The organism is Calidithermus terrae (assembly GCF_003574345.1).
GTDB lineage: Bacteria > Deinococcota > Deinococci > Deinococcales > Thermaceae > Calidithermus > Calidithermus chliarophilus.
In genome coordinates this window covers 1-5,739 of the sequence record NZ_QXDL01000231.1, presented here as the reverse complement: position 1 = coordinate 5,739, position 5,739 = coordinate 1, and the positions used below count along the sequence as shown (strand labels likewise).

Below are 5,739 nucleotides of genomic sequence, written 5' to 3'. Positions count from 1 at the left end.
GGCCGGAGCCCGCGGGGGCGGTGTCGGCGGGGGTGGCGGGCTCCTCCACGGTTTCGCCCACCGTCCGGGCCGCCTTGAGGAAGCCCGGGAAGCGGCCGGGCACCAGCCCGACGCGGGCGAACTCGGCGGCCATGCGGCGGCCGGCCTCCTGCCGCACCGACTCGAGGCTGCGCCCGTCGAAGGCCGGGCCGCCCAGCACCGCGCTGGCGCGGTAGCGGTTGCGGGCCACGTCCACGAGGAAGACCTCGCTGTAGGGGAAGCCCGATCCGTCGCGGATGCCGTACTGCTCAAAGGCGAGGTGGGAGGCGTCGCGGCTGAAGCCGAGGAACTCCAGCCCCGCCGCGTCCCCGGCCACCGCCCGGGGCACCCCGGCCGCCAGGGCAAGCGCCGCCAGAACCAACCCGGCACGCAGCACGACGCCCCCTAGAACCCGAACTGCACCCCGGCCCGCAGGCGCCAGGCCAGGGGCTGGGTGAAGAGGAAGTTGACCTCGCCGAAGGCCTGCGCGCGCGGCGCGATGGCGTAGCGGGCCCCGGCGACGGCCCCAAAGGTGAGGCCGGAGGGGACGACGCCGGCGTTGAGCTGCGGCCCGGCGTAGGCGGTGAAGGCCTCGAGGCCGAAGGTCGCCAGCGCGGCCAGGCCCACCGAGAAGCCCAGGCCCTCGGCGACGAGCAGGTTGGCCTCGGCCCGGGCGTCGAGGCCCAGCGGGCCGGCCCGCAGCAGGTCGCCGGCCGTCAGCAGCAGGCTGGCCTCGAGGGTCGTGGCGCTGCCGCTGCCCGCGCTGAGGCTGCCGCCGAGGGAGAAGGTCTGGGCCTGACCCAGGCCGAAGAAGCCGAGGAGCGCGAGGACGACGACGCGTTGCATGGTGGGTCCATTATGCGGCCAAAGTCCAGCCCACGGGTCGCGTTGCCTCACGCCCGCCCCTCTCCCCGCCCCGGCCCGCCGCGCCAGGCCTCGAGCCAAAGCCTTAGAATGGGCCAGGCCAACAGCCCGCCGATGAGCACGGACAGCAACACCTCCACGGCGCTCCTCCCGGGGCACTGTAGCCGGTGAGCGTCAGGCTTGGGTCAGGGCACGAAGCCTGTCGGGCAGAGCATTAATTCCAGCCCCTTCCCATAAGTCACCGGGAAATGCGACGGGGGCGGCTACTCTGAGGCAAGCAGTCCGGGAGGAACCATGAGACATCGCGGCATTCGACTGGGGTTGTTGGGCTTGTTGGGGGTACTGGCGCTGGGCCCACTGGCGCAGGCCCAGACCCTCTCGCGGGAGTTGCGCGAGCGCATCATCAGAGCCACGGTGATGATCACGCCCGCCGACAAGAACGGCAAGATCCTGGGCATCGGCTCGGGCACCATCATCGACCCCCGGGGCTACATCCTCACCAACTACCACGTCATCGGCGACGTGGACAACCGCCAGATCGCGCCGCTGCTGCCGGTGCGCCTGATCCGCTTCGTGGACCAGCCGCCGGAGTTCCGGTACTTCGCCGACGTGGTCAAGGCCGACCCCAACCTCGACCTCGCCCTCATCCGCGTGGCCCGCGACACCGAAGGGCGGCCCGTCTCCAACCTCAACCTGCCCTCGGTCAAGCTCGGCGACTCCGACGAGTTGCTCCCCGGCGACCCCATCTTCGCCTTCGGCTTCCAGGGCACCGGGGGCTCGACCATCACCTTCTCCAGCGGCACCGTGGGCGGCTTCCTGGGCGAGGACATGCAGAGCGGCGGCAAGCAGTGGATCAAGCACGACGCCCAGACCGGCCCCGGCAACTCGGGCGGGGGCATCTACAACGAGAAGGGCGAGCTCATCGGCGTGCACACCGCCGGGCGCGGCGGCGACGGCAACTCCCGCACCGCCTTCATGCGGCCGAGCGCGCTGGCCTGGGGCCTCTTCGCCCCCGTGCTCCTAGCCAACACCCCCCAGCCGCAACCCCAACCCCAGCCGCAGCCCAACCCCCAGCCCGGCCCGGCCCCGGCGGGATGGCCGGTGCGGGTGGCGGTGGGCCAGAGCTTCACCATCAGCTTCCCCGGCGAGCAGTTCAGCGGCAGCTTCACCGAGGAGGACAAGGACGGCCCCTACGGCAGCGCCACCAGCCGCCGGGGCGCGAAGTACGACGCGGCCTACCTCTACGACTCCAAGAACGACTACATGGCCTTCCTGCTCAGCCCCGACGGCAACACCGTGCTGGTGTGCCAGGTCAAGCGCGGGGGGGTCAAGGGCGGCGTGCTGCAGGGCGAGGCCATCTCCATCGTCAACAAGCAGAGCAAGTCGCTGGGCCAGTGCACCGTCGCGCTCGGCGGCGCCCAGCCCGTGGCCCTGAAGTGGCCGCTGGAGGTCAAGGTGGGCCTGAGCTACTCCGTGACCTTCCCCGGCGACGAGTTCAGCGGCAAGTTCACCGAGGAAGACAAGGACGGCCAGTACGGCAGCGCGACCAACCGCCGGGGCAAGAGCTTCGACACCGGCTACTTCTACGACGGCCAGACCGACAGCGGCCTCTTCGTCGTCGCCGTGGACGGCAGCACGCTGTGGGCCTGTGAGGTGAGCAAGGACGGGATGCAGGGCAACACCCTCCAGGGCGAGGCCATCTCGATCGTCAACAAGCAGAGCAAGAGCTTGGGCAAGTGCTCCGTCACGCTCAACGTCGCGGGCGCGGCCCCCGCCCTCACCCTCTCGTGGCCGCTGCCTAAGCTCCTCGGGCAGAGCGTGGCGCTCGCCTTCCCCGGCGGCCAGTTCGGCGGCAAGTTCACCGAGGAGGACAAGGACGGGCAGTACGGCACCGCCACCGACCGGCGCGGCGCCGAGTACGACCTGCTCTTCGTCTTCGACCCCAAAAACGACGTGGCGCTGTTCGGGGTGGGCATCGACGACAGCACGCTGTGGGTGTGCCGCGTGGGCCGCAGCGGCCTGCAGGGCAACACCTTGCAAGGCGAAGCGCTGTCCATCGTCAACAAGCAGAGCAAGAGCCTGGGCAAGTGCTCCGTGACCGTGGGCACCACCGGCGCGAGCCACCCCTCCCCCGGCGTCCTGGCGGGCTTCGCCCCGGCCCTCAACGCCCTGGGTGCGAGCTGATCCCCAGCCCGACCTCGCCGTTCCACCGGCCGACCTCGAGGGGTCGGCCGTTTTGCTTCAGACCCCCGGCGCAGAGGTCCTCAAGGGTCCTTCTTCGCCGGCTTCTGGGCCTCGAGCGCCTTGCGCCCCGCCTCGATGCCCGAGTCGAAGTCGATCTCGGCCGGGGGCTCGTCGTCCATGTCCACGATGACCGAGGCCGTGGGCTGGAAGGGCAGGGGCGCAGGTGCGGGAACCGGCGCCTCCAGCGCATTCCGGCGGGCCAGGTAGACCACCACGAATACCGCCACCACCAGTCCGAACACCGCAATCCAGGCCATGCTCCATGGTACTCCCGGGGGAGGGTCGTGCGTCGTACGCGAGACGCAAGACGCAAAACGCAAGACGCATGTCCTACGTCCTACGTCGTACGCAGGGCGCCTTGGTCCTAGACCCTCGACCCTCGACGCCGGCAGGGAGAGGAGGTGTTCCTTCCGCCACGGACCACGCGCCCTTTGCTGACGGCTGATCGCTGACCGCTTACTGCCCCCTAAATCACCTCACGGAACCCGATGGCCTCGGCGCGGGCCTGGAGTTCGCGCTTGAGGAGGGCGTGCTGGGGGGCCTCGAGGTAGGGGTCGGCCTCGAGGACCTGTTTGGCGAGTTCGCGGCTTTTCTCGATGATCTCCTGGTCGGAGGCCAGGTCGCCGATGCGCAGGTCGGGCATGCCGGACTGGCGCAGGCCGCGCAGCTCGCCGGGGCCGCGCAGCTCGAGGTCCTTCTCGGCGATGTAGAAGCCGTCGGTGCTCTCCTCGATGACCCGCAGGCGGCTGAGGGTCTTCTTGCTGCTCTCGCCGGCGATGAGGACGCAGTAAGACTCCAAGCCCCCCCGCCCCACCCGGCCCCTAAGCTGGTGGAGCTGGGCCAGCCCGAAGCGCTCGGCGTTCTCGATGACCATCAGCGTGGCCTGGGGGATGTCCACACCCACCTCGATGACGGTGGTGCTCACCAGCAGGTCGAAGTGGCTGTTCTTGAAGCGCTCCATCACCAGGTCCTTCTCCTCGGCCTTCATCTTGCCGTGCAGCAGCTCGATGCGCACGTCGGGCAGCAGCTCGCGCAGCTCCTCGGCCAGCTTGGTGGCGGCGGCCAGCTCGGCGGTGGTCTCGCTCTCGCCCTCCTCGATCATGGGCGTGACCACGAAGACCTGGTGCCCCTTGGCGATCTCCTGGCGGGCGAAGGCGTAGGCCTGCAGGCGGGTCTTCTGGGTGAGCACCTTGGTCTTGACCGGGGTGCGCCCGGGGGGCAGCTCGTCGATGACGCTGACCTCGAGGTCGCCGTACATCGTCAGCGCCAGCGAGCGCGGGATGGGCGTGGCCGACATCACCAGCACGTCGGGGCGGCTGCCCAGCAGGCGGCGGCGCTGCAGCACGCCGAAGCGGTGCTCCTCGTCGATGACCGCCAGGCCCAGGTCCTTGAACTCCACGCGCTCCTGGATCAGGGCGTGGGTGCCCACCACCACGTCGGTGTGGGCCGACTTGAGCCGGTCGAGCACCCCGCGCTTCTCGCCCATGGGCATCGAGCCCACCAGCAGGTCCACGGTGACGCCGAGGGGGAAGAGGTACTTCTGCAGGTTCTGGTAGTGCTGCTTAGCCAGGATCTCGGTGGGGGCCATCAAGGCGCCCTGGGCCCCGTTCTGCGCGGCGACGTAGAGCGCGGCGGCGGCCACGGCGGTCTTGCCCGAGCCCACGTCGCCCTGCACCAGCCGCGCCATCTGGCGCTCGCTCTGCATGTCGGCGAGGATCTCGCCGAAGACCCGCTCCTGCGCCCGGGTGAAGGCGAAGGGGAGGTTGTCGCGGAAACGCTCGAGCCACTCGGGCTCCACGCGGAAGTAGCGGCCCAACAGCGCCGAGCCGCCCGACTGGATCATGACCTTGAGCTCCAGAAGCAGGAACTCGTCGAACTTCAGGCGGTAGAGGGCTTTCTCGAGCTGCTCCTCGGAGTCGGGGAAGTGGGCCTGGCGCAGCGCCCAGTCGAGGTCGGGGAGCCCCAGGGCGGCGCGGTAGGGCTCGAGCGGGTCGGGGACGCGGGGAAAGGCCTCGAGGGCCCGCCACGCCGCGCGGCGCAAGAAGGCCTGGGAGATGCCCTCGCGCGAGGGGTACACCGGCACGATGCGCCCCGTCGAGAGCGACTCGCCCGCCTCGTCCTCGAAGTACTCCACCATCAGCGAGACGTTGCCCCCGCGCCGCTGCACGCGGCCCGAGACGAGCAGGCTGGCCCCCTCGGGCACCTGCTTGAGCACCCAGGGCTGGTTGAACCACACGCCCGTGAACTTCCAGCCCCACGCGTCCATGAAGCGCACCTGCACGAGCTGCATGCCCTTGCGCGGGGTCTTGACGAGCTCGCGGCTGAGCACGGTGCCCACGACGGTGGCCTTCTCGCCCTCCTCGAGCTCGCGCACGCTCTGCAGGGCGCGGCGGTCCTCGTAGCGGCGCGGGTAGCCGTGCAGCAGGTCGCGCAGCACCCGCACGCCCAGCTCGTTCATCTTCTTCTTCCCGCCCGCGCCCAGCGGCAGCGCCTCCACCGGGGTGTCGAGGGTGAGGTCCCCCACCGGCTGTGCCGCCTCCGGCGCCGGCGAAGCGACGGGGGCGGGCCGGGCCGGGGCGGGCGGGGGCGCCTTGCCCGGCGGGGCGGTGAGGA

Annotated in this window: 5 protein-coding genes; 1 reads left to right on the top strand and 4 read right to left on the bottom strand. The window is 70.7% G+C overall.

Annotation, left to right across the window (positions count from 1 at the left end; all coding sequences use genetic code 11):
* Positions 1-415, bottom strand: a 415-nt coding sequence (locus Mterra_RS18120; RefSeq protein WP_119316423.1) for a DUF2259 domain-containing protein, incomplete at its 3' end; no start/stop codon positions are given.
* Between the two features lie 8 nt (positions 416-423).
* Complete coding sequence (locus Mterra_RS18115; RefSeq protein ID WP_119316422.1) at positions 424-864, bottom strand: hypothetical protein; 441 nt, start codon at positions 862-864, stop codon at positions 424-426.
* 312 nt (positions 865-1,176) lie between these two features.
* On the opposite strand from Mterra_RS18115, the gene Mterra_RS18110 reads away from it, so the two are divergent.
* Positions 1,177-3,066, top strand: a complete 1,890-nt coding sequence (locus tag Mterra_RS18110; protein WP_119316421.1) for a S1 family peptidase — start codon at positions 1,177-1,179, stop codon at positions 3,064-3,066.
* Positions 3,067-3,146: 80 nt separating this feature from the next.
* Here the strand turns inward: Mterra_RS18110 and Mterra_RS18105 are convergent, their stop codons facing one another.
* The gene (locus Mterra_RS18105; protein WP_119316420.1) at positions 3,147-3,383 is read right to left on the bottom strand and encodes a hypothetical protein; all 237 of its coding nucleotides are present in this window, start codon (positions 3,381-3,383) and stop codon (positions 3,147-3,149) included.
* A 209-nt stretch (positions 3,384-3,592) separates the two neighbouring features.
* The coding region (recG, locus tag Mterra_RS18100; RefSeq protein ID WP_245971684.1) for an ATP-dependent DNA helicase RecG at positions 3,593-5,739 on the bottom strand (2,147 nt) is incomplete at its 5' end.